Raw genomic sequence first — 26,389 nt, 5'->3', positions numbered from 1 at the left:
GCTGTGGCGCGGTTTCCTGACCGCGTCACTCGCATGACCGCAAGGTCTCCCTTCACTGCTGCACCTTTTCATCAAACAGGTCTTTTCGCACGCTCCACACGGTTTCGAATGCGGGCTTTCGTTCCTCGTCGCACTTCCAGCAGAATTGCGCACTTATCCGGAGCGTCAGGTCATACCCGTTTTCCTCGGGCGTATAACCGAGGGGCGCGCCAAATACTGGGTCCACGGGGACTTCTTCCAACAGTTCAGGCACCAGTGCCTCGAGAGTCTCCGGATACTTTCCGTATTTCGCGCGGTAGTCCTCGAGGGCGAAGGCCACCCGGGCCACGTCGCCGGTGAACTCCACGCGGTACATGTCCGGAGCGTCTTCCAGAATCATCTCGAGGTCATAGCCCACGAGCATTTCCGCCGGGTTGGTCCGCATCGCTTCGAACACATCCGATATCGGTGATTGGTCCGTATTCTTTTGAGTTGTCTCGACGCCGAATTCCGCGAGGAGAGCGCGTATGTCATCCCTACACTCTGCCAAAGGAGGTTTCAGCGCTGCCGTCGCGGTTCTTACCGCCGCCAGCAATCGGTTGATTTGCCGGACTTTGTTGAAGAACGGCACGGCATCGTACATGTTTGGGCCCGCAACGGCCTGCGCTACCAACTGGGACTTGATATCCTGTCCCTCGAATCTCCGGGCGTACTCCTCGAGGAACTGCTCTCGCCACGACGCGGGAATTTCGCCGCGGCTCATAACCAGCGCCAGGGACCTGTCCGCTGTCTTCGTCAGACGCGCGCGGTTCCAAGAATTGGCGTAGGGGACGACGTCCGGCCGTGCAAGACGGTGCAGCCGAAGACACGTATCGAGGGCATCCTCCAGGTTGTTCGCCTCCAAGGCGTAGAGCGTGCGCAGTCTCAGCAGCCCTGCCGCAATCGCAAGGCGCCGGGACGCTTCGTCGTCGACCTCGAAAGGCTTTTCAGGGATGTGCCGGGCGGCGCCGAGGTCCATGGCGGTCTCCAGTTGATCCAGGTATTCCGCGCGCAGAACGTAGTCTCGGAACTCGCGCAGGACGTCATCCCGGCTTCTCCCGTCGGGATTGAATAGCATTTCGAGAGCGGTTGCGTTGCCGGATTCAACGGCCGTAGAGATGCCTGCCGCCAGCTCATCGAACGCCGCCTCGAAAGCGTCTTCTTCGCCGTATACCCTGTAAAATGTGGCTTCCTCCAGGTTGCGAATGGCATCTTCTTCGACCGGCAACCATGCCTTATCCAGCATGGTTTCGAGCCGCCAGCCCGTGGGCAACGGACAGTTCGGCGGAAGGTTGGCGAGGCCGTGCTGCAATTCGGCGCGCGCGGTCGCGAGTTCGGCCTCAACCCCCTGGCGTATTTCGAGAACCTCATCGCTGTACTCTTGGTCCGTTTCGTCGAGAAAGAACAACTGGAGCGGCGTCTGGTGCGCGACGATCCATGCGGCGAACCCAATGACGATGAGCAGGCTTATGATAACCGGCGACACCAGGACCGCAACGATCAAGCAGGCTTTATGTCTGGGTCTGGGTTCAGTCACAGGTGCTTCTCCGTGGTCTTCTCACAGTGTCAGACGGGGTCTTGCTCTCCGGGCGGCCCCGTCGCAGCCCTTGGGCGACGCGCCGTCCGTGTCCGCCAGTGTGTATCCGCATTCCCATGGCTGTCCCCTTGTGTTCACTCATTCTACAAGCGGCTTACGCGGCCTATTCACGGGCTGGCGCCAACGGCCGCGTGAAAGCGCTCGAAAAGCTGCGGCAACGCTTCCACGACGACCTCGAACGTATGCCCGCCCTCAAGTACGTACAACTCGTGGAGGATCTGCGCTTCCTCGAGTTTTCGGGCGAACGATTCGTTCATTTTGCGGTCGAACGCGGCCGTCCCGGTGAACAAGAACAGGTGTTTGGCCGCGAGACGCGATACCCCGGCCGCGGGATTCCACGCAGGCCAGTTCTCAGATGGGCCCAGGATATCCGGCACGCTGTAATTGTCCTCCTCGGGGTACTCGGGGTTCGGCCAATCTACCAGCCCGACAATGCCGCCCCACGCCGTAAACATCTCCGGATAGGCGAGGAGAAACCGGATACTGCCGAAACCGCCCATGCTCCATCCGCCGATGGCGCGGTGCTGGGCGTCATGCGAAACGTTGAGGGCGCCGGTGACGGAGTCGATCAACTGCTTGAGATGGGTCTGATACCGGCTCGAGGGATCGACCGGGCTGTCGATCCACCAGGACTGTTCGCCGTTGGGCAATAGCACGACGCACGGCGACTGGGCGAGGACCGCCCGGGCGGCGGTATCATCAATCAGGCTGCGATGATTCCGGCCTTTGCCGTGAAGAAACACGAGCAAGGGGTAGGGTTCCGGGCGTCGCGGGTCGTATCCCTCGGGCAGGTGCAAGGCGAAACGCTCGCTGCGTCCCAGGGCGCGCGAGAACATGGCGCAGTCGTAGAATCCGCCGCCCAACTCTTCTGTGGTGATGGTCAATACGGCGGGCTCGCCCGGACTCGCTTCCCGCGGCTCGAACGTCAGCGATTCAATCGTGAATTCGCCCGCAGTGGCGGAGAATCCTGACAGAAGCAGCAGCGCGAATGCGGTTCGCCGGACCATGATGCCATTTCTCCCTGTTGATGTTGGCCACGATTCCAGGACGCACGCTAACATCTCGCGGCGGCACAGTCAAAGCCTCGGAAGGCAGATCCGGCGTGCCGGGCTGATTCGCGCAGAGCGATTCGCGGGCTTGCGCACGGCCGTCGCAATTCACTACCGTATAACTTTCGGAACAGCGGGTAATGAGCCTGTGGCTCCCCCATAGATCATGACTATGGACGTTCCGGGTGTAGCATCCGGCCTTGTGCCGGACAAACGGGTGACGCCGGTGCATCCGCGCACCTTCAGGGCACACCCGGTTTCGCGCATGACCCGAAAGGAGGACACGATCCATGCCAAACGTATTGGTGCCGCTCGCGGAAGGATTCGAGGAAATCGAGGCCATCACCATTGTCGATATTCTGCGCCGCGCCGGTTTTGACGTCGTGACGGCCAGCCTGGGCGGCAAATCCGTCACGGCCGCTCACGGCGTGTCTATCATGGCCGACCGCACACTCGACGAAGCGTTACGGGACGATTACGACATGGTGGTCCTGCCGGGGGGGCAACCCGGAACCGATAACCTGGACAACGATCCCCGCATACACAAGGTTCTCAAAAAGATGGCCGGCAGCGGCAAGTTCGTGGGGGCCATTTGCGCCGCGCCGAAAGTGCTGGCCAACGCCAAATTGCTCGAAGGCAAGAGGGCCACGAGCTATCCCGGGATCCTCGACAAGATGAATCTGCCCACGACCACCTATACCGGCGCCGCCGTGGAGAAGGACGGCAAGATCCTGACGTCGCGCGGGCCGGGGACTGCCATGGACTTTGCCCTGGCCATCATTGAAGCGCTCGACAGCCCCCAGAAGCGAAAGACCATCGAGAACAGCCTGGTGCGCAGCTAAGCCGGGCGCGGTGCGCATAGGAATGCGTGCCATTAATTGAACGCCTTCCATGCGTGCCGCTATAATTGATTGTTTTTTGCGAACAGGAGGCAACGATGATTCGAGTAGGTGTGATCGGCGCGGTCGGGTATGCCGGTCGTGAATTGATCCGGCTTTTGGGCATCCATCCCGAGGCCGAGTTGGCGGCGGCGGTCGAGCTCGAGGGCGGAAAGGCCGTCGGCGAGGTGATGCCTGCGTTGCGCAAGACCACGGGCGTAACGCTCGAAACCTTTGATGCGGAAAGGCTTGCAAAGAAATGCGACGTGGTCTTCATGGCCCTCCACGGCGGGACCTCGATGGACCTTATTCCCCCGCTCCGGAAAGCGGGGATCAAGGTCATCGACATGGGACCGGATTTCCGGCTCAAGAATACGGCGGTTTTCAAGCAGTACTACGGAATGGACCACCGGGCGCCGGAACTGCTTGACGAGGCGGTATACGGTCTGGCGCCATATTACCGCGACAAGCTTGCCAAGACCTCGCTGATCGCAGTCCCGGGCTGCTACGTGATGAGCGTATTGTTCCCGGTGCGGCCTCTGGTTGACGGCATTTCGAGAGATTTTCCGGTCGTGGTTGACGCCATCTCGGGCATATCGGGAGCGGGGCGCGCGCTGCATGAAGTCTTCCATTTCCCCGAGATGAACGAGAACGTGCGCGCCTACAAACTCGGGGTGCATCAACACACTCCCGAGATCGAGCAGGAACTCGGCGGCGATGTAATGGTTCAGTTCACGCCTCACGTGGGTCCGTACACGCGGGGAATTCTCAGCACGATCACGTTTCGGCCCAGGAAAGGCCTTGACGTGGCGGCATGCTACGAGCGGTATGCGGATGAACCGTTCCTGCGGGTGCTGGGCGAGGGTAAACTGCCCGAGGTGCGCTTCGTGCGCGGCTCCAATTTCTGCGATTTCGGCTGGGTCATGGACAAGCGGACCGGCAACCTGATCGTGGTAAGCGCCATTGACAACCTGTTCGGCGGAACCGCGGGCATGGCGGTCCAGTGCATGAATATCATGTTCGGCCTGGACGAGACCGCCGGCCTGAATTTCGGAGGGATGGCCCCGTGAAGACCGTCGAAGGCGGCGTTGCCGCGCCGAAAGGGTTTCGGGCATCGGGCGTAGCCGCGGGGATCAAACCCAAATCCACAAAGAACGACTGTGCGCTCGTCGTGAGCGATACGGCGTCGGCCGTGGCCGGCATGTTCACGACCAATGTCATGAAAGCCCCGCCCGTTGTGTGGAACGAGGAAGTGTGCGCGAAAGGCGCTGCGCGCGCGGTCTTTATCAACAGCGGCAACGCCAACGCCGCTACCGGTGAACGGGGGTTCCGCGACGCGCGAGCCACCGCGGAAGCCGTTGCGAACAAGCTGCGGATACCCATCGGGGAAGCCTGTGTCTGCAGCACCGGCGTGATCGGCGTGCCATTACCCATGGACCGCATTCTGGACGGCGTGACTCGCTGCGTGGAATCGCTTTCGGCCAAAGGGCACGGCGATGCAGCGCGCGCCATCATGACCACCGACACCGTGCCCAAGGAACGGGCGTATGAGGTGGCGCTGAGCAGCGGGGTCATTCGTATCGGCGCCATGGCAAAGGGTTCGGGCATGATTTGCCCGAATATGGCCACGATGATCGCCGTGATCACGACCGATGCGGCAGTGGATGCGCCCGTGCTATCGAACGTTCTCCGGGAGGCGGTCGCGGGCAGCTTCAACTGCATCTCGGTCGATAACGACATGAGCACCAGCGATACGGTGCTTTGTTTCGCGAACGGCGCCGCGGGTCTTCCTGCCATTGCGCCCGGAACCCCCGATTTCAATGCGTTCAAGACAGCGCTCGACGGCGTCTGCCGCGAATTGGCCAAACTGCTGGTCAAAGACGGCGAAGGCGCGACAAAACTGGTGGAAATCACGGTTTCCGGGACACAGACCGATGCCGAAGCCAAAACTGTCGCGCGCGCCATCGGCTTGTCGCAGTTGTGCAAGACCGCGTTCTTCGGCCAGGATCCCAACTGGGGACGGATTGTCTGCGCGGCGGGGTATGCGGGGGTCCCGTTCGAGCCCGGCCGTGTGGCGCTGTGGCTCGAGGACGTGCAACTCGTTTCGCAGGGCATGCCGGCCGCGTATGCCGAAGCCGATGCCGCCGCCGCCATGAAACGGCCCGAATTCCGGATCCGGCTCGAGGTTGGGAATGGACCGGGCTCTGCGGTATTCTGGGCTTCGGACCTCAGTTACGACTACGTCAAGATTAACGCCGATTACCGGACGTGAGCCGGGAAGGCTGAAGTGGGGACCACTATGCACGGCCAGATGGAGGAATTCATCCAGAAAGCCTCGACACTGATCGAGGCGCTGCCTTATATCCGGGAGTTTGATGGCAAGACCGTTGTCATCAAGTACGGCGGGGCGGCCATGGAGAATCCGACGCTGCGCAAGAGCGTGGCCGAGGACATCACCCTGATGAAATTCGTCGGGATGAACCCTGTCGTGGTTCACGGGGGCGGACCCGAGATCAACCGGCGCCTGAAACAGCTCAATGTGGAGGCGCGGTTTCACAACGGTCTGCGCATCACCGATGAAGAGACCATTCGCGTGGTCGAGATGGTCCTGGCGGGGACGGTCAATAAGGAAATCGTCGCCCTGCTCAACACGGCCGGCGGGAATTCGGTGGGGATCTGCGGCAAGGACGGGAACTTGTTGCACGCCCAGCGGATTGAACTTCCCGATGGCGTCGACATCGGATTTGTCGGGCGTGTCACCAGCGTCAAGAGTGAGATTATCGACACCCTGTGCCGGGCGGGTTTCATTCCGGTGGTTGCGCCGTTGGCTACGGACCGGGACGGGAACACGTGGAACATCAACGCCGATACGGCCGCGGGAGAAATCGCCGCGGCGTTGCAGGCGGAGAAACTGGTGTTCATGACCGATACGCCTGGGCTTTTGCGCGACGCCAAAGAGCCGGAAACCCTGATCCACCGGATCGACCGCGACGAGATCGCGAAACTGAAGGAGCTGGGCGTGATTCTCGGAGGAATGATCCCCAAGGTCGAGGCATGTTTGCTGGCGCTTGACCGGGGAGTACGCAAAACGCATATCATTGACGGCCGCGTGCCGCACGCGTTGCTGCTTGAAATCTTCACGACGCAGGGTCTGGGCACATTGGTGACCCGGTAGGCTCGTGCCGTCGAACGTCAGTCTATGCAAGGAGGAGTATTTCGTGCCGGACACGCAAATGCAGATATTCAAAATAATCGTGGCTGGCGGTATCCTCATGATACCGATTGGGATTTGCTCAATCCTGGCCCTTGCCATTGTCATTGAGCGCTTCTGGAGCCTGCGCCGCGCGACCATCGACACCCGCGGTTTCATGGACACGATGCGTCAAGTGCTGCGCCAGACCCGGATACAGGATGCCGTCGAGATCTGCGATGAAGTGGATGCGCCGATTGCGCGGATCATGCGCGCCGGCATTCTGAAGTACAACCGGACGAAGGATGACATTCGAGAGGCGATCGAGGACGCGGGACATCTCGAGATTCCCCGATTGGAACGGTACATGTCGGCGCTGGCAACCTGCGCCAGTGTGGCGCCCCTCCTGGGGCTTCTAGGAACCGTGCAGGGCATGATTAAGTGCTTCGCCCAAATACAGGCCATGGAAGGGTTGGTCAGTCCTTCGGACCTTGCCGAGGGCATTGGCAACGCTCTTGTAACGACCGCTGCCGGGCTGACCGTCGCTATCCCGACTCTTGTGGCGTACAACTATTTCGTGACCCGAGTCGAGAACATGATTCTCGAAATGGAGATCAGCTCGTCCGAGTTGATTGAACTCTTGACACGGCATCGCGGTGAGCGCGAGATTTAGGACCGGCGTGCCCGGATACCAGGTGTAGAAATCGATGAAGTTCCGAGAAGGCGATGGCAAAAGAAAAGTGAAGGCGCAACTGGACCTCACGCCGTTGATTGACGTCGTTTTCCAACTCATCCTGTTCTTCATGTTGTCGTCAACGTTTGTGGTTCAAAGCACGGTGAACATTCAAGTGCCGGAAGCGCTCGGGGCCACCGCGCTGGAGAAGAGAGACCTGACGGTTACCCTGGTCTATGGCGAAGGCGGCCCGGATGGACGGGGCCCCATCTTCGTGGATAATATCGAAATATCGAGTATGGGGCAGTTGTCGCAGAAACTGGCTGACGAGAAGCGGGCCCGTCCGGATCTCATGCTTCTCATTCGCTCGGACGGGCGCACCGAGACCGCGCGACTGGTAAAGGTATTGGGCATTGCACGAAGCCTGGGCATCACGAACTTCGGCATCGCGGCGCGACCTCCTTCAGAATCTGAGGAAGGTTAACAAGGTCGGTATACTCAGAAACCGCCCGTTTCTGTTCGCCCTTTTTGTGTCGACAGTGTTCCACATGACGATGGTTACGCTGTTTTCGATAGTATTTGAGTTTCCCGTCAAGCACGTTGAATACTACCCTTTCCATATCTTGTCGGAAGAGCCTGATTTCGCCCGAGAAGCGGATGCCGCATCCACAGACCGGATTTCCACCCTCCCGACCCTGGTGAACCCCCTGCGCGGTCCCGAATTCGAGGCCATGGACCTTGGCGCCGAGTCCGCAGGGTGGGTTTCCGGGCTCCCGTCCATTGAACTTCCCCGCCTGGAGTTTGCCGAGATGGAAATGCTCGAAGCGCGCGAAGAGGGTTTGACTATCCGGTCGCGTCTGGCGGAGTTCCTTGATGCGCCGCTGAGTGAGCCGTGGGCGCGGCTTGGCCGAAGTCTGGAGCGGCTGGGCAACGCGCTTACGCCGTCCCGGCTGTTCGACGACGAAGACGAAACGGTCATCGAGCAGCCGGCGCCCAAACTCGTGGCGCGCCCAGCCGAGGGATTCGAGGCCTACGTGGAATGGATGTCTGAGCCGCGCGACCGCGAATTGTTGTTTTCTCCTCCGATCGAGGCCCTGTTCAAGGTTCGCCCGGAGGATTTGATCGAACCCATTACGCTGGTGTTTCGCGTGAACCCCCGGGGGGAGGTGGTTGAAGTGCTGACGCCCCTGCCGGATGAGGCTGGCGTTGTGGTGAGCGCGGCACGTGCGCTTACGACGTACCGGTTCGCGCCGCTTGACGAGCCCGCCGGCCGCGACCAGCACGGAACCCTGCTCATCACCTCTGCCCGGCGAACGGAGGCCGCTTTGCCGTGATTCAACTCGAAATAGGCCAAGCGGTGATTCTCTACAGCGGGGTCCTCATCGCGCTCGCGGCAGGGATCTGGTTGTACACGGAGTTCAGCGCCGGGCGGTCGCAACGTACCCTGGGAAAACAGTACCTCTGGCGCTGCCCGATCTGCGGATTCAGCTACCTGGACGAAAGCGCCGAGCGCCTCTCCAAATGTCCGCGTTGCGGCAGTCTTAATTCGGTGGAAGACAAGAAGGCCCGTGCCGTAAGAGTGCGCACGGAGGCCTACGAGGGGCCGGAGCCGCAGGAACAGGAGGCTCGGCGCAATAAGTCAAAACGCAAACGCCCGCACCAGCGCCGGCGCGGACCCAGAAAACGCCGATGACCCGCTCCGCCGGGCTGCGAAACTCAGTACGGGGCCCAGTAACCGCTTATCCAGACTTGTTCCCGATGGGTCTCGTAGCGGCCCTCGACCCAGACACGTTCCCAACGCTCGTCTGCGACGAGCACGACGATCTCGCGCCCGTTGTAGACTTCTCTCCGGTAGACGGCTGGGATATGGCGGTTTTCCCAGTATCCAGGTATCCACACTTCCTTGTAGACCCATTCATAATGGCCCGGTACCCAATAGCTGCGGGCGGGGTAGTAGTAGTACCAGTAGCTCCTGTACGGACGGTAACAGGGGCGGTGAGGGATGTGCCGCGGGCTGCAGTCTCTGCCAGGGGCGCCAGGGCCGTTGGGAGAAGGTCTCGGGACCGCACGCGAGACCTCGTGTTGGAACGTCGGGACATTGCGCCGGAACTGCACCCCCTCCGCGGCACCGGGGCTGAAATGTTGCGTGTCCGGCCGCAGGTATTCACATTGCGTTTTCCGCTCGTTGTTGCCTCCGCCTTGAGCGGAACTTCTTGGCGCACCGGCGGCATCCGGCACCGCCAATATGAGCATAAACGCGCCCAAGATAAAGACTTGCGAGCATCTAAGGGAATGTCTTCGCTCATTGCTCATTGCCGTTGCTCCTGTCCAATTCGAAGGTCAGTACCCACAAACTTTCTCATCGAATAAGGACGAAAAACATTCAGAATCATTCAGAAAAGCCGGTCCTGCACGTGCATGACGCCAGCTGAACAGATTATACCTGTTGAGTGGGCGTCCCGGGGGGGGTAGAATCGGGATGACAACAAGGAGTGCGTGATATGAGACTGAATCGCCGGGATTTCATAAAGGCCAGTGCGGTAATGTGTTGTGCAATGAGCAACCGGGGCGCAAACGGGTCAGAAGGCCGGTTGCGCGAGTATCATGTGTGTCTTTCCCGGCGCGCTTGCGAGGAGAATCCGGAGCTGCTGACGGTGGTGCGCGACGCGGGGGTGACCGATGTGTGGCAGGCGGCATTTTTCTACGGATATTGGTACGACACGGTTGAGGGCCTGCAAAAAGGACGAGCCCAGGTGGAATCGCTGGGCCTGCGTTGGCATCCGATTAATGTTCCCCTCGGGCACCCGGGCGACGCGCTGGGCGACGCCTCCGGTCAAACCCCGTTGACTCCTCCCGCGCGCTGGAAGATGGCCGAACGGTTCGACGGGGGAAAGCACAGCGGCACCTCATTACATGACCCGGGCACGGCCGAGAACGTCGCGGCGGTCCAGGCGCTCGCGGCCCTCGAACCGGACATTCTGTTTCTGGACGACGATTTCCGGCTGGCTGTGGGACCCGGGATCATTGGCGGGTGTTTCTGCGGCGAACACCGCGCCCAATTCCTTCAAGCGACGGGGTTTGCGGAATCCGCGTGGGATGAACTGCGCGAAGATGCGCTTGCGCGGCGCCTGTCGCGGGTGTTGCGGGCCTGGGTCGAGTTCACCTGTGACCAATTGACGGCGTGTTTTCGCGCGCAACAGGCTGCCGCCCCCAATACGCGCCTCGGCAACATGATCATGTATCTTGGGGCCGAAAAAGCGGGCATTCGTCTGACGGACTACCGCGACGCTCCGTTTCGGGTTGGCGAACTCATGTTCAACGACGCCTCGTTCAATCCCCTCAAAGGGAAAACCGACGAGTTGTTCAGTGTGTTGTTTCACCGGCGGTACGCCCGCCCGGAGTCGGCCTGGAGCGAGACGACGGCTTTCCCCGCAGACCAGTTATCTGCGCGCAACCTGGCCGCGAAACTGGCCACCTCGACCATTGCCGACGTGCGTCATACGATGTTCATGTCCGGCATGACCCCGTTCCCCATCGAGCACTGGGCTACCATCGGACCCGCCATGACGAAACATGCCCGGCTGCATGCCAGGCTCGCGGGACATGCCCCCAAAGGACCGTTCAAGCATTACTGGGGCGAGGCGCAGCGGTACGTCGGCGACGACCAGCCCTACAGCCTGTTTCTTGCCTCGGGCATGCCCTTCGAGACGGTCGAGACCCTTCCTGACGACGGACGTACGTTCCTGTCCGATTTCGACGCCCGTGCATTGGAGGAATCGAGCCTTAAGCCTGGCAAGGGCGCGCTCGTGACGCGGCGCGCGCTCGCGAAGATGCCCGAAGCCACGCAGGCCGTGGGAGAGGAGCTGCCGGCGCTGTTCGCGCTCAAACGCCAGGTTGTGCAGGAAGGGTACACGGGTCCGTGGGTCGAGGACGACAAACCCGCGGTATGCGCCTGGTATCCCAGTGCCGGGGCCGTTCTGCTGTGGAACCCATCCGAGGGACGCGAGAGCTACCATTTGCGGGCAGGCGATACGGCCGTGGACGTCGAGGTGGAGGGCCTCGACGCCGAACTGGTCGAAATGCCCCAGCTGCGTCGTTAGAGGCAGGACCTATTCGTTCTATTTCGGCTATTGACGGTTACAGTTGTGGGGTATAAAGTAGGAAGTGGTCTATCAGGGCCGACTACCTGCATATTGACGTGGGATGAGGTTCTCCGGCAGCTCCAGGGTTCGTGTTTTTATGGGGGAAGAATCTGGAGGCGGGTGCGGACGAAGCAAAGGGGCGGTCTCTGCGATGGTTCGGAGGGGCTGGATGTGGAACGCGGGGCGTGGTTCGTGAGGTTTCTCCAGCGAGAAGAATGATCTGCGGTGTGGAACATTCTCGGGACCTGCGGCGGAAAGAGAGCATCCGAGGGAAATGCACCCGAGTAAAAGAGGGGTACCGGCATGAAGAAGGCAAGGCGTTTCTTTGATGAACCTTCGTGTGTCCTGGCGTGGTGTCCGGTGTTGGTTGCGCTCTGCGTCTGGGGTTGTGAGAAGGCCGTGGTGGACGAAACACCGCCGGTGCGTCCGGTGCGCTTCTTTCAGGTCGGGGCTTCTACGGGGCGGGAACTGCGTACCTACCCCGGCATCGTGGAAGCCTCCCAAGAAGTGGACTTGGCGTTTCGAGTCAGCGGACCGCTTGTGGAATTGAACGCCACAGAGGGCAACCGCGTTGAAAAGGGAGCGACGCTGGCGCAGATCGACCCGAGAGACTATGAGAACAGGCTGGCCCAGACCACGAGTTCCCTCGAGAGCGCCGAGGCGGAGTTGAAAGCCATGCGGGCGGGGGCCAGGCCGGAGGACCTTCGTGAGATGGAAGCGGCCGTGGCGTCGGCCCAGTCGCTTGTTACCCAGGCGGAAGCGGACTTCAATCGCGCGGAGCGGTTGCTGGCGGAGAACGCAGTAGCCCAGCGCACATACGATACAGCGCGCACGAATCGGGATCAGGCCAAAGCCGCCCTGCAACAAGCCCAGGCGGAACTGGAGAAAGGCCGGTCGGGCGCCCGCCCCGAAGACATAGAAGCGACCGAGGCTAACATTCGCCGTATGCAGTCGCAGAAGAAGGAAGCTGAGGACGCACTTTCCGACACGAAATTGCTCGCGCCGTTCACGGGTCTCGTCGCGAAGCGTTTCGTTGACAATCACCAGACCGTTCCGGCGGGGCAGCCGGTCGTAAAGCTTCAGAACAAAGAGACCGTAGACGTCGTGATTCAGATCCCGGAACACGATTTGCCAAAGTCGCCGAAACGCGCGGAAGACGTGGTGGACTTGAGCAATGTGCGGGTAGTCTTTGATAACTACCCCGGCCAACAGTTTCCCGTGGCGTTGAAGGAATTTCAGACGCAGGCGGATCGGGATACGCAAACGTACGAGTTGCGGCTGAGCGTAGACCCGCCCGACAACGTAGTCATCGCACCCGGCATGACGGCGTCGGTACAGGTGGTTCCGCGCGGCGAATCCAGCGAGGCGGGCGTTCTCACCGTGCCTTCGGAGGCGGTTTTCCAGACGCCCGAAGGCCAAGCGGCCGTTTGGGTGATTGACCCAGCCGCCAAGCGCGTGAACAAGCGGGAGGTAGAAGTTGGAAGTATCAGGGGGGCGAGGGTGGAGGTGACACAGGGGCTTTCGGCGGGCGAGACCATTGCCGCGACGGGGGTCCATTACCTGCGTGAAGGGATGGAGGTGCGGGAGATGACCGGCGGGGGAGACGCCCAATGAACATCGCGGAATACTCTATCCGAAAACGGGTGATCACCTATCTCATGTGTTTCCTGATGATGGCCGGCGGGCTGTACGCGTATGTGAAGATCGGCCGTTTGGAGGACCCCGAGTTCACCATCAAGGATGCGCTGGTGCTGACGCCGTATCCCGGCGCAACGGCCTACGAGGTCGAGGAGGAAGTCAGCGACGTGATCGAACGGGCGGCTCAGCAGATGGGCCAGGTGGACGAGGTCACCTCGCGCTCCGAGCCGGGGCTCTCGATCGTGACCGTCACCATTAAGAATACCTACGACAAGAATGAATTGCCGCAGGTCTGGGACGAACTGCGCCGGAAAGTGCACGATGCCCAGCTCCTGCTTCCTCCGAAGGCGGGTCCGTCGCTCGTGAATGACGATTATGGCGACGTGTACGGAATCTATTTCGCATTGTACGGAGACGGACATACGTTCGCCGAGTTGTACGATACCGCCGACTTCCTGCAGCGCGAGCTGTTGCTGGTCGGCGGAGTCGCCAAAGTGGCGCTCTTCGGCGTGCAGGACGAGACCGTGTACGTCGAAATGTCGAAGGAGCGGATGGCATCGCTCGGCGTGACACAGTCACAGATCTATGGCGCCTTATCGGACAAGAATCTGGTAGCGGATGCGGGGAGCGTTCGCACCGGCGTGGAATACGTGCATATCCGGCCTACCGGTGTTATACGCTCCGTCGAGGACATGAAGAACCTGCTGATCGGTTCAGTGGGCGGACGGCTGGTCTACCTTGGCGACGTTGCGGAGGTGCGCCGGGGCTACGTTGACCCGCAGAAGCCGCTACTGCGCTACGACGGGAAGCCCGCCATAGGCATCGGGATCTCCATGGTTCGGGGAGGGAACGTGGTCACCATGGGAGACGCCGTGACGGCCCGATTGAAGGAATTGGAACCCGAGATCCCGTTGGGCATGGAAATGGGCGTGATCAATCTCCAGTCGCGCGACGTGACGATCGCGGTCAAGGGCTTCGTTGTCAATCTCATGGAAGCGGTGATCATCGTCGTGGTCGTCCTTCTGATCACTATGGGGCTTCGGAGCGGACTGATCATTGGCGCCGTGCTCATTCTGACAATAGCCGCGACGATCCTGGTCTTGTACGTGTGGGGTGTTGCGCTCGAACGCATCTCCCTGGGCGCGCTGATCATCGCCCTCGGCATGCTGGTGGACAATGCGATCGTGATAACCGAAGGCATGCAGGTGCGCATCGAAGTCGGAATGGACCGCATAGCCGCCGCCTCGGAGATCGTCAGCCAGACCATGTATCCGCTGCTGGGAGCGACGGTTGTCGCGGTGACGGCGTTTGCGCCTATCGGTTTGTCGCCGGACAGCACGGGCGAATACTGCGGGTCGCTGTTTCAGGTGTTGTTTTCGTCGTTGATGCTGAGCTGGGTGACGGCGGTGACGGCAACGCCGCTGTTTTGCACGTTATTCCTGAAGGGCGCCAAGAAGACCGATACGAGCGAGACAGTGGACCCCTACGGCGGCTTCTTCTTTCGCACGTACCGGCGATTTCTGGCGGTCGCGCTGCGTTTTCGGTGGGTAGCGGTGGGGGCCCTTGTTGTGCTGCTTGTCCTGGCGGGCTTTGGGTTCCGCTTCGTGGAAAGCAGCTTTTTCCCGGCTTCGACGCGGCCGCAGTTCATGGTGGAGGTATATCTGCCTCGAGGCACGCACATCGAGGAGACGGTTGCCCTTGTTGACAAGGTCGAAGATTTCATTCTGAAGGATGAGTCATTCACGCATGTGACTTCCATGGTGGGTTCCGGGGGGCTGCGCTTCATGCTGACATACGGACCCCAACAGACGGATCCCAGTTATGCGGTGCTCTTCGTGGACGTACCGGATTACCGGATAATCGATGAGAAGAAAGAGTCGCTGGAGAAGGCTCTGCTGACGGAATTCCCCGAGGCAAACACGGCGGTGCTGAAATTCGAGCTGGGCCCGGGGTCGAAGGGGAAGATCCGCGCGCGTTTCAGCGGACCCGACCCCGACGTGCTGCGCCGCCTGGCCGGCGAGACGCTGGAGATCTATGCGGCCGAACCCGTCGCGACCAGCTTCTATCTTGACTGGCGGGAGCGCGTCAAGTCAGTGGTGGCGGTGCTTGCCGAGGTACAGGCGCAGCGCGCGGGAATAAGCCGTCCGGATGTGGCACAGGCGTTGAAACAAGCGTACGAAGGGGTGCAAGTGGGCGTTTACCGCGAGGGAGACGATCTGCTGCCGATTGTGGCGCGTGCGCCCGAGAGCGAGCGCGCGGGTGGCGCGGCGAGTCTCTACGACGCTCAAGTGTACAGCCCTATATCCCGGGCAAGCCTTCCCATGAGGCAGGTGGTCTCTGAGTTCCTGACGCAGTGGGAGGATACGATGGTGATGCGGCGAGACCGCGCGCGCACCATCGAGGTGTGGTGCGACCCTAAAGAAGGTCTGGCAAGCACCTTGCTGGAACGGTTGATGCCCAAGGTCGAGGCGATTCCGCTGCCCCCGGGATACGCCCTGGAGTGGGGAGGCGAATACGAGGATTCGGCGAAAGCGCAGGCAAGCATTGCTGCGAATATTCCGGTTCCATTGATCGTCATGATCGCGGTGGTGATCGTGTTGTTCAATTCGATACGGCAGCCGTTGGTAATCTGGTTGTGCGTTCCTATGGCCATCATCGGTGTGACGGCAGGGTTGCTGCTCACGCATCAACCGTTCGGTTTCATGGCAATGCTGGGCACGCTGAGCCTTTCGGGGATGCTGATCAAGAACGCGGTGATTCTGGTTGACGAGATCAACGTCGAGATCGGGCAGGGTAAGCAGAAATATGAAGCGATCCTGGATTCCGCGGTCAGCCGGGTGCGGCCCGTAAGCATGGCGGCGTTGACAACCGTAATGGGGATGCTTCCGCTCTTCACCGACGCGTTTTTTATCTCGATGGCGGTGACGATCGTGTTTGGTCTTACATTTGCGTCGATTCTGACACTCGTCGTGGTGCCGGTTTTGTACGCGATCATCTTCCGCATCTCGCCGCGGACTGCGGAAACATAACGGCCGATGCCGCAGGCATGGCATAAGGGCCGTCCAGGGCACAAGAAGCCCCAGTGGCGGTATCTCTATCTCACGGGGGTCTTCATCCTGCTGATTCTTGTGCGGCCCTTTTTCCACGTGATGGCCATTGCGCGGCTGTTCACCGTGGCCATGGTGGCATCGGTATGGATCGCCGGTCCCAAGCGGCTCATTCCCCGGGTGATTCTGGGGTTTCTTACGGGTTTGGCCGCGGTTTGGATAGTTTTTAGCGTGTTTGTGCCGGGCATGCAGACGGTGCCCCTCCACGGATGGCTTGCCGTGTCACGGGCTGTTCTTTCGGCCTTCTTTCTTTTCTTCTGCGGCGCGCAGTTGCTGGCATCGTTGCTTCGCACGGAACATGTAATGACGGACGATATGGTCGGGGCAATAAACTTTTATATGATCCTCGGATTTGCATGGGCACAGTTCTACACGCTTCTCGAAATCGCGCTGCCGCAATCGTTTCAGCTGCCGCTCGAGTACGGAAGCGTTCCCATGGAAACGTACTACGAGACGGCGGCCTCGAAATTCCTCTATTTCAGTTTCGTAACCCAGGCTACAGAGGGCTATGGCGACATCGTGCCGTTGAGCACCGCCGCCGAGACGCTGGTGATTCTTCAAACAACAGTAGGGCAGCTTTATCTCGCGCTGGTAGTGGCCTATCTGCTCAGTGTGCATGTGACGCAACGTCTGTCCGGGAAATAACCGCCGCGTTGTCAGTCCTGGTCTGTCTTCGCCGGTTGCCGTGCAGCAGCGTGGAGGGGGCGGTACATGCGTTCCCGGAAATCCGCGTGCCTGGTCAGCACGGCGAGAAGGAAACGAGCGTTGTCGGCGAGGTATCCTTCGTATCCGCAGGGGTCGCCGTTCCATCTGCGCCAGTCCACGCCTTTCGGGTAGGCATCCTGGACTCCATTCTGAAAGCCGCCGGCGTGCTGCGTCTTCAGCATGGCGTCCAGGATACCGTCGGCTTCTTCTGACATGCCCACGACATAGTGCGCCGCAAGGAAGTGATAGACCTGCCCCGCGGTGATGCCCCCGTTCATGTATTCCTGCCAGGTATCGCGCCCGTCGGGTTCCTGCGCGGCCCCGATGGCGGGCTGTAGATAGTCGCCGGGAGGTATGGGATCCAAAACGCAGGGAACGCCAAAAGCGATGTTCGAGAACCCGGCGGTCTTCATCTTCGCGTGAAGCTTTTCGAGTATGGAGCGGCCCTGGGCGGCGTCGACGAGGCCGTATTCGATGGCGTAGCCGTTTACAATCGGCGAAGCGTAATCGTGCAGTTCGCCGTCCTGGCTTCTCCACATGGCGAGCCAGCCGGTCTCGGGATTGAGCAGCGCGGGCGCATAGGCTTGCTTCAGACGGAGCGCCCGGGCCAACCAGAATTCACGGCGGTCCTCGCGGTTCAGCCTGGCGTTGAGATCGGCGAGACAACAGAATGCGCGGTACATAAGCGCGTTCGAGTAAGCGTCCTTCCATCCGAAATTGATCGCGTCGAACCAGCAACTGCTACGGTTGGGCTGGACCAGGCTGCCGCGATTTCCCGTGGGGATGGCTTCGATGAGGCCGTCATTGTCGACATCGCGGCTGGCGGCATATCCGGCGATCTGTTCGAGTTTGTCGATTCGGCGCTCGAGCCAGCCCGCATCGTGCGTGGCCTCTACGTAGTCCCATGCGCTGATGAGGAGCGAGGGGAGGGAATCGAGGAATGCGTCGTAGTCCCAATACGCTATGACGTTGCCGTTGGGCTGCATCCGGTTATCGAGCCAGTGGTCGAGGGTTCGGCGGAGGTAAGGGCCGGTGCGAAGCCCTCCCGGCAGTTCGGGAACAAAAAGGATCATGTCGGCGTACATCCAAACCGACAGGCTGGCCGGATCGCTCAGAACGTTGTTCCCCAGGATTCCGGCAGGGGCGCTGAAACGGGCGGTCTGGTCGCCCCACCGGCTTGTCAGGTTGAACGCATTGAACCAACCGCGGCGGGCAATGTCCCAGCGGGCGCCGTCCTGGAGCCCGGAGGGTTTCGGCAGACGCACGGCGCGAAATTCGAACGCCGCCGAACCGTTCTCCGGACGCCACGGAATCTCGATGGTCCACTCGAGGGTCTTCTTCTCGCGGCTGCCGGTCAGATAGGATGCCGCGTTGTCGATGCCCACAGGCCGCACGAGCATCTGTCCGAAGTCGGGCGCCGAGACGATGACCGGGAAGAGGAGAGCGCCGCCTTCGCCGAATTCGTTCGGCAGGATGGTTGTGGGGGTCACGCCGGGATCGAAGGACAACAACAACCGCAGAGCGCTGGATTCAGGCGGACTTGCGGGCGAGGGCGTGACTGTGAGATCGAATCCGCCGTTTGTTTCGGCATATTGGAGGCGAACGGCGGCGGGCGCTTCCTGCCATGATTCGTCTACACGGATTTCCGCCCGGAAGGGCGCGTCTGAGCGAAGCAGGTTTCGTTGAAGGCGATCGCCTCCCTCCGTATCCCAACTCATGAAGGTGATCGCGCTGGCATCCGGTGAGAGCGACATCTTCACCGCGGCGGTGTCCTCCGACGGAGCAGCCAGGACGAGAACGGACAAGATAGCCAGCATTTCAGGCGCCCCCAGGAAGTTCCATGGTTACGCAATCAATCTTAGCACATGCCGTGGGCCAGTGCTTGTAACGAACCACACCGGCGGCGCCAATGCGTTCCCACGGGGCATGTCCGGCGGGCAAGACAGAAACAAGAAGCGCCGCGCTCCATGGCGGGCACGGCGCCTCTCGATACACGGCAGTCTACTACTCCTCGACGACGAGGTCCGGGTTGTTGGGTCCGAAATGTTTCAGCATGACCAAGGGGTCGGACTTGCTCGGGTTGGAGATGGCGACGCCTTCCTTTGCGGCCGCTTCCGACACGAAAAACTCGTCGTGGGTCAGTTGGCCGTAGCGGATGAGCGCCGGCGATTCGATGTCCCAAACACCCATGGTTCCGTGGCCTTGGAGGACGATGAGCCCGTAGGCCGCCGCATCCTTGATGACCACCGATTTGCCGGGAAAAACGGTGAGTTCCTTGGCGCTGAACGCGGTGGATTTGTAGCAGATCCAATTGTCCTGATACCCCTCGGCCTCCATCTTCTTGACCGGGCGCACGGGTTTCGGGCGCATGAAGTGTTTCTGCGCGAAATTGGGGTCCACGTTCAGGTCCCAGTCGATCACCTCGACGAGATAGTCGAAATCGCCTTTCTTATCGCCAGGCGTGTCTTTCCAGAGAAGCTCCTCGGAAACGATCTGGTCGCCGGTCAGCGATTGGTACATGGCGAATACATCGGACGCCTTCTGGGGCTCGTAGGTGCAGAGGCTGCCCGGGGCGTGGAGCACTCCGGGGGGAACATCCCAGCCCGTGCCCGGTTCGAGACGGTAGGCGGCGGACAGATTGGTGAGCTTGTTGTCGCCGTTGATGAAATCCATCAGGGCCTGCCGCACCTGGTCTTTGGTGACGCCGGGCTGCAGACCAAAGAACGTGTAGGGGAAGTCCCCGCCGTGGTTATTCAATTGGGTGGGGAAGAAATAGGCTTCCGGTTTGCCGAGCTGTCCGACCTTCGCGGCATGCTCTTCGTCGTGATGGATGTGGTGCGGGAGGGCGCCCTTGTTGTCGAAGAATTTCGAGTACATGGGCCAGCGCCCGTATTCTTTCCAGATACGGTCGCCGATCAAGGCGCCTTTGAGCTCGTCTGTCGCATCACGCAGCAGGAACTGTTCTTCGTTGACGCCATCCTCGAATACCACGAAACTCAGCCCTTCGTTGGGGCTTGTGAGAGGGCCGTTGTCGGCGGGGGTCGTCGAAGAAAACCAGCGCTCGTCGATGCCGCCCCGGTTGCCTCCCAGCGCATAGTAGTCGTCCGGGTGAAGCTTGATGCGGCGGCCCGGCACGCAGAACACGCGCGGCACCCAGGTGGGCGTGAGACGAAGAATGCCTTTGCCTTGCTCCAAGGCCCGTTCAGCAAGTGCTTTTACGCTCATAGTGCTTCCCTTTCCGGTTTGTTAGGCGCTCACCGACTGCCAGGAATTCGTGCTGGCCGAATGCAATACGGCATCGCACACGCGCTGGGTTTCCAGGGCGTCGCGGAAGGTCGGCCGTGCCGGCACGCCGGTCTCGAGGCCAATGAAGAAATCGGCCATTTCGTGAACAAACGTGTGTTCGTATCCGATCACGCATCCGCCAACCCACCAGTGTTTCATGTAGGGGTGGTGGGAATCGGTGATGAGAATCGTGCGCCAGCCATTGACGTGCGCCGCGTCACCGTGGTCGAAATACTGGAGTTGATGGGCGTCTTCAAGATCGAAGTAAATCGACCCTTTCTCGCCGTTGATCTCGAAGGTATTCTGGTTCTTGCGGCCCCGGGCGTACCGGGTGGACTCGAAGGTTGCCAATGAGCCGTTCTTGAAACGGGCGAGGAAAGCGCAGGCGTCGTCGATCTTGACCGGCTGCACCTTGCTGGGGTCGTCCTGGAGTTTGCGCTGTTTGATGAAGGTTTCGGTCATCGCGCAGACCTTGTCGAAGCTGCCGTTCAACCAGATGGCGGTATCGATCGAGTGAGCCAGGAGGTCTCCGGTAACGCCGCTGCCGGCCACGGCGGCATCAAGACGCCATAGCGTGTCGCCCCCCTGCGGGAGGTCGGCGCTGATGGTCCAGTCCTGGAGATACTTGGCGCGGTAGTGGAACACGCGGCCGACTCTCCCTTCGTCGATAAGTTGCTTGGCAAGCGTGATGGCGGGGACGCGGCGATAGTTGAACGAGACCATGTTGTTCACGCCGGCCTTCTCGACGGCCTCGGTCATCTCAAGCGCTTCCGCAGCGTTCATGGCCAAGGGCTTCTCGCAAATGATCATCTTGCCGGCCTTGGCCGCCGCGATGGCCATATCGTGGTGCATGTTGTTTGGACTCGCGATGTCGATGAGGTCGATGTCCTTCCGTTCGACCAACTTGCGCCAATCCGGCTCCGTGCTCTGCCATCCCCAGTTCTCGGCAAAGGAGGTCAGCTTGGGGCTCTCCAGCCCCGACACGGCTTTGAGCACCGGCTCATACTTGAGGTCGAAGAACTTGTTGACCTTGTTGTACGCGTTCGAATGGGTCCGGCCCATAAACCCGTAACCGATAAGCCCGATGTTTAGCTTCTTTCGCATGGCTTTTCTCCACTTTGTTTCGTTACAACCAACCGTATGTGTTACCGCTGGGATGTCCGCGCGTATGTGTCCCTCTTAGTTCTTTCTCGTCGATCAGCCGAAGGCGCGCCTATCACCCGTATTTGCGGTTGAGCTCGTCGACTGCGTTCTTGCATTTCTCGGTGACCGCCCACGCGTCCGGCCAGAAGCAGAGGTCGATGGTCCACCAGTTGTGCGGAACGCCTGCCGTATTAAGTTCGGTCAGCAAGGTGGCGAAATCAAGCACTCCCTCGCCGAACGGCGCGTGGGTGCTGGTTTCGTCGCCGTGCAGGGTACCGTCCGAGTCGATCAGATGGATGTGGTTGATCTTGCCGCGCAGTTTCCGGGCAAGCTCGACCGCGCCGCCCGGCAAGGTCTCCTTCTTGCCAGGTTGCCGAGCGCCAACGGCCGCAACCATGTGGGCGTGGCACGTGTCGAACTGAACGCCGAAGTTGTCGTCGTTCACTTCGTCCACAATGCGGATGATGTCGGACGGCTTGTTGAACGCAAACCCCGGTTCAAATTCCCACGTGAGGTAGACGCCTTTATCCGCGGCTTCCCGGGCGCACTGTTTCCAGGCAGTCACAGCGCGTTTGCGGGCGGTATCGGGATCGACCTTCTCGAAGATGGTTGGCGGTTGGACCGCGTCCACGCGGATGCCCGGAATGCCCAGATCAACACAGAAATCGAGGTTCTTGCGGAACTCGGCGACGTAAGGCGACGCGTCATCCGTATCGAGCAGGTGTTGAGACCAGAGGTCGGCGGCCAGGGCGGAGAACTCGAGCCCTGCATCGGCCACTTGCTGTTTGCACCTGTCCCGGTCTTTCTTGGTGGGGTGATTGTTTGGGTTCGGATGGATTCCGAAACCGCCGAGTTCGACCCCGTCGAATCCCAGTTCGCTGAGTTTCATCAGGATTTCTTCCCAGGGTATGGGATTGTTCGCGTAGGGCCCTATTGAATATGCCCAGGTGCCAATCGAGATTCTTTTCATAATGACCCCCATCCTTTCTAACTAATGTCTCAATACCAGATTCGCGATGCATCAGGCGCCGGGCCCGAGCGGCCCGGCCGCAGCCATCTTTCGCCTCAGGTCCTAGTATGCCATGAAACGCAGCGCATCTACACCGGCCGCCCAAAGGGTCGCCCCGGCCGGGGCGTTTCAAGCAGGATACCCTGCAGGCTAGCAGGCTCTGAGGGCTTCGTCAAGCTTGTGCCGTTCCGCGCCCCTGGCGGTTGTTTGATGCTCCGATGGCAGGGAGTCAGAATCCGCCCGAAAGACGCGGAAAAACTTGAACTGCGCGCGCGAAATGAAAAACAGGCGTGTCCGCCCCCCCTGTTCCGAGCCCAACGACGAGACGCCGACCACACGACTTACGCTATCAGCCCCATGCCAGATTCAATGCCGGGGCCTGGCGATTTGGTTCAGGCCCTCCGCTTGGCGGCGGTCCAGCAATACAGGCCAGCCCTTATTGCCTGGGCATTGACTTACACCGAGGGCGCGCATCGGGCAGTGCGCTCACGCCTCGACATCATTTTCGGTATTGAGGGGCTGCTTGCCGGGTTGCCACAAGCACATCCCTGGCGCTCAATTCTTGGTCGTGCTCCCCGCCGCCGCGGGCCCTGGCGCATATCCGTCTTCGGTGCCCTCCTCGACGTGGTAACCGCCGAGGTTATAAAACTGAATCACGCGCAGAATCTCCGACACGCTGATCTGCCAGTCCTGGGGCACGTAATCGCTGTCGTGCGGCACGCACCACACGTCCTCTTCTTCCGGCAATCCCGGGGCATAGCCGTCCTCGGTACCCGTCTCGCAATGGTATCCGCCCAGGTTGTAGAACTGGATCAGCCGCAAGATCTCCGAAACGCTGATAAGGCAGTCCCCGGGATTGTAGTCCAGCGAGTGATGAATGCGTTCTGCCACCGAAGCCAGGCAGCCCACCGGCGCCGTTTTCCCGGAGCCAGCGCCTCGCGAGTAAAGCACGGTGCCCGAGAAGGGCATGTCGCCCGTGTGGCCCTCCGGCACAGTCACCCGATACGTAAACGTGTATGGAAACTGCGGTATGCACAGCCAAGTGAACGTGAGCGCGCCGGTTGCGCCCGAAACCGGCGTCGTGGCGGGACCGCACCCCGGCGGGTCGAAGCTCACAAGCGAATCGAACGTCCACCCCTCCGGAAGCTCTTCCACCACCGCCAGCGCGCTTATGTCGCCGGCCCCCCTGTTCTCCAGCCGGACGGTGATGTCTTCGATTCCGGGCGAGGCGTACTTGTAGTACCAGAACGACCGGGACGCAGCCACATCCGGACTGTCGGGGTCCAGGGAGTCCGGGATGCCGTCACCGTCTGAGTCTTCCCAACCCTCCATTTCATCAGGGACGCCGTCCCCGTCGTTATCCAGGTCGTCGAAGTTGTTGATGCCGTCGTTGTCGGTATCCTGTGGGAAGGGGTCGCTGACGTCGAGGATGCCGTCGCTGTCGTCGTCCGTGTCAGTAGCGTCAGGGATGCCGTCGCCGTCGGTGTCCCAGACAACGAGCCAGACCTCGGCCAACTGGCACCCCCGGCCGCTGACAAGGTCCCACTGGAGGGTCAACACGCCGTCGCGGGTGGCCTCGTGAGGGAGCGCGAACTCGTAGGGCGGATACACCGCATATCCAACGGGGCCGTGGATCGGGTACGCGCCGTCGGCCGTGCAGGTCATGGTCGGCTTAAACCGGCCTGCATAAGTGCCCTTCACGCGGTATCCGGTGGCGGGATCCAGGCCGGTGTACCGCATCGTCAGGGGTTCGCCGTAAAGCGTGTAAGCCTGGTCCTGCCAGGACAACCGGCCGCCGCCCTTCTCGAACGTGTTGTACTCCATGTTGTGCCACGTGAACTCCTGTCCCGTCGAGTCCACGCGTCCGGGATCCTGTTCCCACGGCAGCTGCTGCACGAGATGGGGCTGGCGCTCCACGTCGCCCAGGTCGTCGTAATAACCGCCCAGGCCGGGGTCTTCCCAATGGATGATGCTCTCAAGCAAGGCCACGCGGGCCGCCTCCCCGGGAAGCGCCGCGGCCTGGCTGAACACGAGTTCGAGAAAGGCGCGGTCGTTGACCGGGTGGTCGATGGTGTCCAGGATGCATCCGCGCTCGAGGTTCTTGGCAAGATAGGGCGGGTTGACGCTGGGCTGGAACCCGATGGCGTTCCACAAATCATCGCAAAGGCCGAAGATGCGCGCCCGGCGGGCTGTCTGGGCGCCGGTCATCACGGGGGCCTTATCCAGTTCAGTAGATGCGTTGGCCATGGCCGCCGCCGAACCGATGGTTCCGGCCTGGGCGAGGTATGCGTAGGCCTGTTGTTCGAGGGCCGCCTCGTCGAGGACCCGCTGCCGCACATACATGTCGCAATACGCTCGCACAAGACAGAGATTCCACCGCCAGTTCGCGGCAAGCGGCGGGTAGGCCGTCTCGAGGGCCGTCCAGGCGTTGTACGTGTCGTCGATCCCCGTGTTCGTCTTGGCCGGGTGTTCCCAGTTGTCTTCGAGCGCAAAAATGCCGTCCCGGGCGGCCGGGGCCGCGTCCGGGCCGAAGAAGTACCGCGTGTAGTCCAATACGATGGTCTCCGCGGAAACCGCCGGCCCCCATGCCCGCATGCTCCACACGCACTTGTTTACGTCGTCGTGAATGCCGTCGGAATAACCGACAAACCCTATGGAACTTGCGGCGTGGACGTCGTGCTCGATCACGCTGGCCTCGGGCTTCGGGTCGATCGCTTCACGGCCCAGAACATGGGCGAACGAGCGGTCCATGTCTTTTTGCGGGAACTGGCACCGCACGTTATGCGTGATGTCGGGGTATTGGCGAATCGGATACCGCAGCGGCGTGCGGCTTCGTTCCTCCGCCATGCTGAGCTTGGTCCATGGACCGTAAACGACCCCCGTCAGGTATTCGGGCTCCTGCGTCTGGAGGAAGTTGAAAAACGCGTCGTTCTCCACGTCCTCGAAGCCCTGGTTCGAGACCCACAGCTCCGCGCCGGGGAAATAGGTCCGCAACAAGGCGCCCAAATCCTCGAGGAAAGCCATGACGTCCAGCGGGTCGTTGTTGCCCGGGTCGCCGCCGGGCACGAAGACCGCGTCGAGCCGCGTCAATTGCTGGTACAGCGCCTCGTGCGCCGCCAATTCGGCCGCCGCGCTGCCCGGAAGCACGCTCTCCACCGGCGCCCAGAGACAATAATCCACGTCGTAATCCGCGCAAATATCGCTCACATCGATGTGCATCTGCGTCACTGTGGACGTGAAATGCGGGCTGATGTCTTGCGAGAAAATCCCCTCGATTGCATTGGTTCCGAAAATGACAAGGTCGCGGATGTATTGTTCATAGGCCGCCTTGTCCCACGCGTCGTAGGTGTTCGACGTATTCCGGTAGCCGAGCTGGTGCCCGCGCAACGGGTAGGCTGGCGCGGTGGTCACGTTGGGCGGCCCCGGGAGAATCGCGCTGGCCGTGCGCCATTCCAGGGCACGCAACAGCGCCCCAGCGCCGAACAGCGCCCCCCGCGGCCCGTCGCCAAGCACCCAGACGACCTTCCGCGTTCCCGCGTCCTCTGCGAAAAGCGTATACCCCTCGGCGTCCCCTCCGGCTCCGCCCCGAACGGACGTAACCGCAATAACCGTCCCCGTCGCGGGCATTTGAGCGGTCGTGGTCCACGCCAATCCAGTCCGCTTCTGAACCTCCTCGACCAGAATCACGGATGCCTTCGCCTCCGCTTTGGGTGGAATTCCCGGGTTCACGACCACTGCCGCCGCGCTCAGGTTGATGTCCCCGCTGGCAAGCGAGGCGGGATTGGCTACGTTGATGAAGCGCTGTTTGGTGAGCGAGTAGTTGGTCCCGCCCACGGTCACCCGCAACATAACGTTACGGCTTCCCGGGCTCGTATACGTGTGCGAGGGACTCTGAAGCGTGCTGGTCCCGCCGTCTCCGAACTGCCAGTACCAGCTCGTGATGGCGCCGCCGCCC

20 protein-coding genes are annotated in these 26,389 nt (G+C 61.1%); 12 read left to right on the top strand and 8 right to left on the bottom strand.

From position 1 onward, the window contains the following. Window positions 1-52: 52 nt before the first annotated feature. Window positions 53-1,555 carry a hypothetical protein gene (locus tag PLJ71_07185; protein HQM48456.1) on the bottom strand — a complete coding sequence of 501 codons (1,503 nt, stop codon included), beginning with the start codon at window positions 1,553-1,555 and terminating at the stop codon, window positions 53-55. A gap of 167 nt (window positions 1,556-1,722) precedes the next feature. Then, a complete protein-coding gene (locus PLJ71_07180; GenBank protein ID HQM48455.1) occupies window positions 1,723-2,622 on the bottom strand; it encodes an alpha/beta hydrolase-fold protein in 900 nt (299 codons plus the stop codon). A gap of 332 nt (window positions 2,623-2,954) precedes the next feature. Between PLJ71_07180 and PLJ71_07175 the strand changes: the two genes are divergently transcribed. The 8 genes from PLJ71_07175 (at window position 2,955) to PLJ71_07140 (ending at window position 9,098) form a co-directional block, all read left to right on the top strand. Then, window positions 2,955-3,506 (top strand): DJ-1/PfpI family protein, encoded by a 552-nt coding sequence (locus PLJ71_07175; GenBank protein ID HQM48454.1) that lies wholly within the window; start codon window positions 2,955-2,957, stop codon window positions 3,504-3,506. A 95-nt stretch (window positions 3,507-3,601) separates the two neighbouring features. Continuing rightward, complete coding sequence (gene argC, locus PLJ71_07170; protein HQM48453.1) at window positions 3,602-4,612, top strand: N-acetyl-gamma-glutamyl-phosphate reductase; 1,011 nt, start codon at window positions 3,602-3,604, stop codon at window positions 4,610-4,612. After that, window positions 4,609-5,814, top strand: a complete 1,206-nt coding sequence (gene argJ, locus PLJ71_07165) for a bifunctional glutamate N-acetyltransferase/amino-acid acetyltransferase ArgJ (GenBank protein HQM48452.1) — start codon at window positions 4,609-4,611, stop codon at window positions 5,812-5,814. The genes argC and argJ overlap by 4 nt, the downstream gene beginning before the upstream one ends. A 39-nt stretch (window positions 5,815-5,853) precedes the next feature. Beyond that, on the top strand, window positions 5,854-6,717 hold the full coding sequence (argB, locus tag PLJ71_07160) for an acetylglutamate kinase (protein ID HQM48451.1): 864 nt from the start codon (window positions 5,854-5,856) through the stop codon (window positions 6,715-6,717). A gap of 43 nt (window positions 6,718-6,760) precedes the next feature. Beyond that, entirely contained in the window at window positions 6,761-7,405 is a 645-nt protein-coding gene (locus tag PLJ71_07155) for a MotA/TolQ/ExbB proton channel family protein (GenBank protein ID HQM48450.1), read from the top strand. A 34-nt stretch (window positions 7,406-7,439) separates the two neighbouring features. Further along, window positions 7,440-7,889: a biopolymer transporter ExbD gene (locus PLJ71_07150; protein HQM48449.1), complete on the top strand. Its 450-nt coding sequence runs from the start codon at window positions 7,440-7,442 to the stop codon at window positions 7,887-7,889. 64 nt (window positions 7,890-7,953) lie between these two features. After that, the gene (locus PLJ71_07145; GenBank protein HQM48448.1) at window positions 7,954-8,739 is read left to right on the top strand and encodes a hypothetical protein; all 786 of its coding nucleotides are present in this window, start codon (window positions 7,954-7,956) and stop codon (window positions 8,737-8,739) included. Beyond that, window positions 8,736-9,098 (top strand): hypothetical protein, encoded by a 363-nt coding sequence (locus PLJ71_07140; GenBank protein ID HQM48447.1) that lies wholly within the window; start codon window positions 8,736-8,738, stop codon window positions 9,096-9,098. Before PLJ71_07145 ends, PLJ71_07140 begins: the two co-directional genes overlap by 4 nt. A 23-nt stretch (window positions 9,099-9,121) precedes the next feature. Here PLJ71_07140 and PLJ71_07135 read toward each other — a convergent pair whose 3' ends face one another. Beyond that, the gene (locus PLJ71_07135) at window positions 9,122-9,718 is read right to left on the bottom strand and encodes a hypothetical protein (protein HQM48446.1); all 597 of its coding nucleotides are present in this window, start codon (window positions 9,716-9,718) and stop codon (window positions 9,122-9,124) included. Between the two features lie 188 nt (window positions 9,719-9,906). On the opposite strand from PLJ71_07135, the gene PLJ71_07130 reads away from it, so the two are divergent. The 4 genes from PLJ71_07130 (at window position 9,907) to PLJ71_07115 (ending at window position 16,937) form a co-directional block, all read left to right on the top strand. Further along, the gene (locus PLJ71_07130; GenBank protein HQM48445.1) at window positions 9,907-11,505 is read left to right on the top strand and encodes a twin-arginine translocation signal domain-containing protein; all 1,599 of its coding nucleotides are present in this window, start codon (window positions 9,907-9,909) and stop codon (window positions 11,503-11,505) included. A 345-nt stretch (window positions 11,506-11,850) separates the two neighbouring features. Further along, entirely contained in the window at window positions 11,851-13,161 is a 1,311-nt protein-coding gene (locus tag PLJ71_07125) for an efflux RND transporter periplasmic adaptor subunit (GenBank protein ID HQM48444.1), read from the top strand. After that, window positions 13,158-16,214, top strand: coding sequence for an efflux RND transporter permease subunit (locus tag PLJ71_07120; GenBank protein ID HQM48443.1), 3,057 nt, complete (start codon window positions 13,158-13,160; stop codon window positions 16,212-16,214). The genes PLJ71_07125 and PLJ71_07120 overlap by 4 nt, the downstream gene beginning before the upstream one ends. Window positions 16,215-16,220: 6 nt before the next feature. Beyond that, the gene (locus PLJ71_07115) at window positions 16,221-16,937 is read left to right on the top strand and encodes an ion channel (GenBank protein HQM48442.1); all 717 of its coding nucleotides are present in this window, start codon (window positions 16,221-16,223) and stop codon (window positions 16,935-16,937) included. An 11-nt stretch (window positions 16,938-16,948) separates the two neighbouring features. Here the strand turns inward: PLJ71_07115 and PLJ71_07110 are convergent, their stop codons facing one another. The 5 genes from PLJ71_07110 to PLJ71_07090 form a co-directional block, all read right to left on the bottom strand. Beyond that, window positions 16,949-18,814, bottom strand: a complete 1,866-nt coding sequence (locus tag PLJ71_07110) for a hypothetical protein (protein HQM48441.1) — start codon at window positions 18,812-18,814, stop codon at window positions 16,949-16,951. A gap of 187 nt (window positions 18,815-19,001) precedes the next feature. Continuing rightward, window positions 19,002-20,222, bottom strand: coding sequence for a hypothetical protein (locus PLJ71_07105; GenBank protein ID HQM48440.1), 1,221 nt, complete (start codon window positions 20,220-20,222; stop codon window positions 19,002-19,004). Window positions 20,223-20,243: 21 nt separating this feature from the next. Continuing rightward, window positions 20,244-21,386 (bottom strand): Gfo/Idh/MocA family oxidoreductase, encoded by a 1,143-nt coding sequence (locus PLJ71_07100; protein HQM48439.1) that lies wholly within the window; start codon window positions 21,384-21,386, stop codon window positions 20,244-20,246. A gap of 112 nt (window positions 21,387-21,498) precedes the next feature. After that, entirely contained in the window at window positions 21,499-22,395 is an 897-nt protein-coding gene (locus PLJ71_07095; GenBank protein ID HQM48438.1) for a sugar phosphate isomerase/epimerase family protein, read from the bottom strand. 594 nt (window positions 22,396-22,989) lie between these two features. Then, window positions 22,990-26,389: PKD domain-containing protein (locus tag PLJ71_07090; GenBank protein ID HQM48437.1), on the bottom strand; the 3,400-nt coding region annotated here is incomplete at its 5' end.

Source organism: Candidatus Hydrogenedentota bacterium (assembly GCA_035416745.1).
GTDB lineage: Bacteria > Hydrogenedentota > Hydrogenedentia > Hydrogenedentales > SLHB01 > UBA2224.
This window is presented reverse-complemented; position numbering and strand designations above follow the sequence as displayed.

Excerpts from the sequence above, each read along its gene's own strand:
- PLJ71_07105 (HQM48440.1), bottom strand. The coding sequence starts at position 20,222 with ATGAGCGTAAAAGCACTTGCTGAACGGGCCTTGGAGCAAGGCAAAGGC.
- argB (HQM48451.1), top strand. The coding sequence starts at position 5,854 with ATGGAGGAATTCATCCAGAAAGCCTCGACACTGATCGAGGCGCTGCCT.
- PLJ71_07115 (HQM48442.1), top strand. The coding sequence starts at position 16,221 with ATGCCGCAGGCATGGCATAAGGGCCGTCCAGGGCACAAGAAGCCCCAG.
- PLJ71_07135 (HQM48446.1), bottom strand. The coding sequence starts at position 9,718 with ATGAGCAATGAGCGAAGACATTCCCTTAGATGCTCGCAAGTCTTTATC.
- PLJ71_07180 (HQM48455.1), bottom strand. The coding sequence starts at position 2,622 with ATGGTCCGGCGAACCGCATTCGCGCTGCTGCTTCTGTCAGGATTCTCC.
- PLJ71_07175 (HQM48454.1), top strand. The coding sequence starts at position 2,955 with ATGCCAAACGTATTGGTGCCGCTCGCGGAAGGATTCGAGGAAATCGAG.
- PLJ71_07100 (HQM48439.1), bottom strand. The coding sequence starts at position 21,386 with ATGCGAAAGAAGCTAAACATCGGGCTTATCGGTTACGGGTTTATGGGC.
- PLJ71_07125 (HQM48444.1), top strand. The coding sequence starts at position 11,851 with ATGAAGAAGGCAAGGCGTTTCTTTGATGAACCTTCGTGTGTCCTGGCG.
- PLJ71_07110 (HQM48441.1), bottom strand. The coding sequence starts at position 18,814 with ATGCTGGCTATCTTGTCCGTTCTCGTCCTGGCTGCTCCGTCGGAGGAC.
- PLJ71_07145 (HQM48448.1), top strand. The coding sequence starts at position 7,954 with ATGACGATGGTTACGCTGTTTTCGATAGTATTTGAGTTTCCCGTCAAG.
- PLJ71_07095 (HQM48438.1), bottom strand. The coding sequence starts at position 22,395 with ATGAAAAGAATCTCGATTGGCACCTGGGCATATTCAATAGGGCCCTAC.
- PLJ71_07130 (HQM48445.1), top strand. The coding sequence starts at position 9,907 with ATGAGACTGAATCGCCGGGATTTCATAAAGGCCAGTGCGGTAATGTGT.
- argC (HQM48453.1), top strand. The coding sequence starts at position 3,602 with ATGATTCGAGTAGGTGTGATCGGCGCGGTCGGGTATGCCGGTCGTGAA.
- PLJ71_07150 (HQM48449.1), top strand. The coding sequence starts at position 7,440 with ATGAAGTTCCGAGAAGGCGATGGCAAAAGAAAAGTGAAGGCGCAACTG.
- PLJ71_07120 (HQM48443.1), top strand. The coding sequence starts at position 13,158 with ATGAACATCGCGGAATACTCTATCCGAAAACGGGTGATCACCTATCTC.